Source organism: Pseudomonas sp. EZ-C24 (genome assembly GCF_014525325.1).
GTDB classification, from domain to species: domain Bacteria; phylum Pseudomonadota; class Gammaproteobacteria; order Pseudomonadales; family Pseudomonadaceae; genus Aquipseudomonas; species Aquipseudomonas shirazensis.
In genome coordinates, this window is the sequence record NZ_JACDIU010000010.1 from 105,266 (window position 1) to 105,977 (window position 712).

1 protein-coding gene is annotated in these 712 nt (G+C 60.7%); it reads left to right on the forward strand.

Translation table 11 applies throughout. The annotated features are described in order from the left end of the window. On the forward strand, positions 1 to 712 hold a 712-nt coding region (locus IDM28_RS23800; protein ID WP_262500007.1), incomplete at both ends, for an Ig-like domain-containing protein.

A 712-nucleotide genomic window follows, 5' to 3' on the forward strand; every position in this document is an offset into this window, starting at 1 on the left:
CGTGCGTGCTGGGTCCGATACTTCGACGCCTGCCTCTGGCCAACTCGGCGTCAACGTCCAGGGCACTTACGGCTACATCACCCTCGATGCCGAAGGTAACGGGGTTTACCACTCGTACCCGAACAGCAATGCTCCAGCAGGCGCGACGGATACCTTCGTCTATACCATTCGCGACGCTGACGGCGATGAGAGCACCGCGACCGTCACCATCAACGTGCTCAACTGCCAGATGGTTGCTGCACAAGACCACGATGTCACCGTCCATGAAAACGCTCTGGACCTGACCAAAGACGGCAACGACCTCGCGCCCGGCGCCGTCACCGGCAGCCAACCTGGCTCGACCGGCGAAACAGCCAGTGGGACCTTGGTCGGTTCGGTCACAGGCGGCGTTGGGGCCTTGACCTACAGCCTGGTAGGCAACACCGAAGGGCAATTCGGCCAGATCCACGTAAACGGTGACGGCTCATACACCTACACCCTGACCTCGCCGGCGAATTCGCCGACCCATCAGAACGACGGGCCGAACATCATCACCGAGACCTTCACCTATCAGGTCAAGGACTCGCTCGGTAATACCACCACCAGCAACATCGTCATCAGCATCGTCGATGACGTGCCCCAAGCGCATTGCGACGTTGCCCGAGTGGAAATGGGTGGGCAGGTCAGCGGTAACGTACTGCTCAACGACGTGATCGGCGCGGATGTGTCTGCC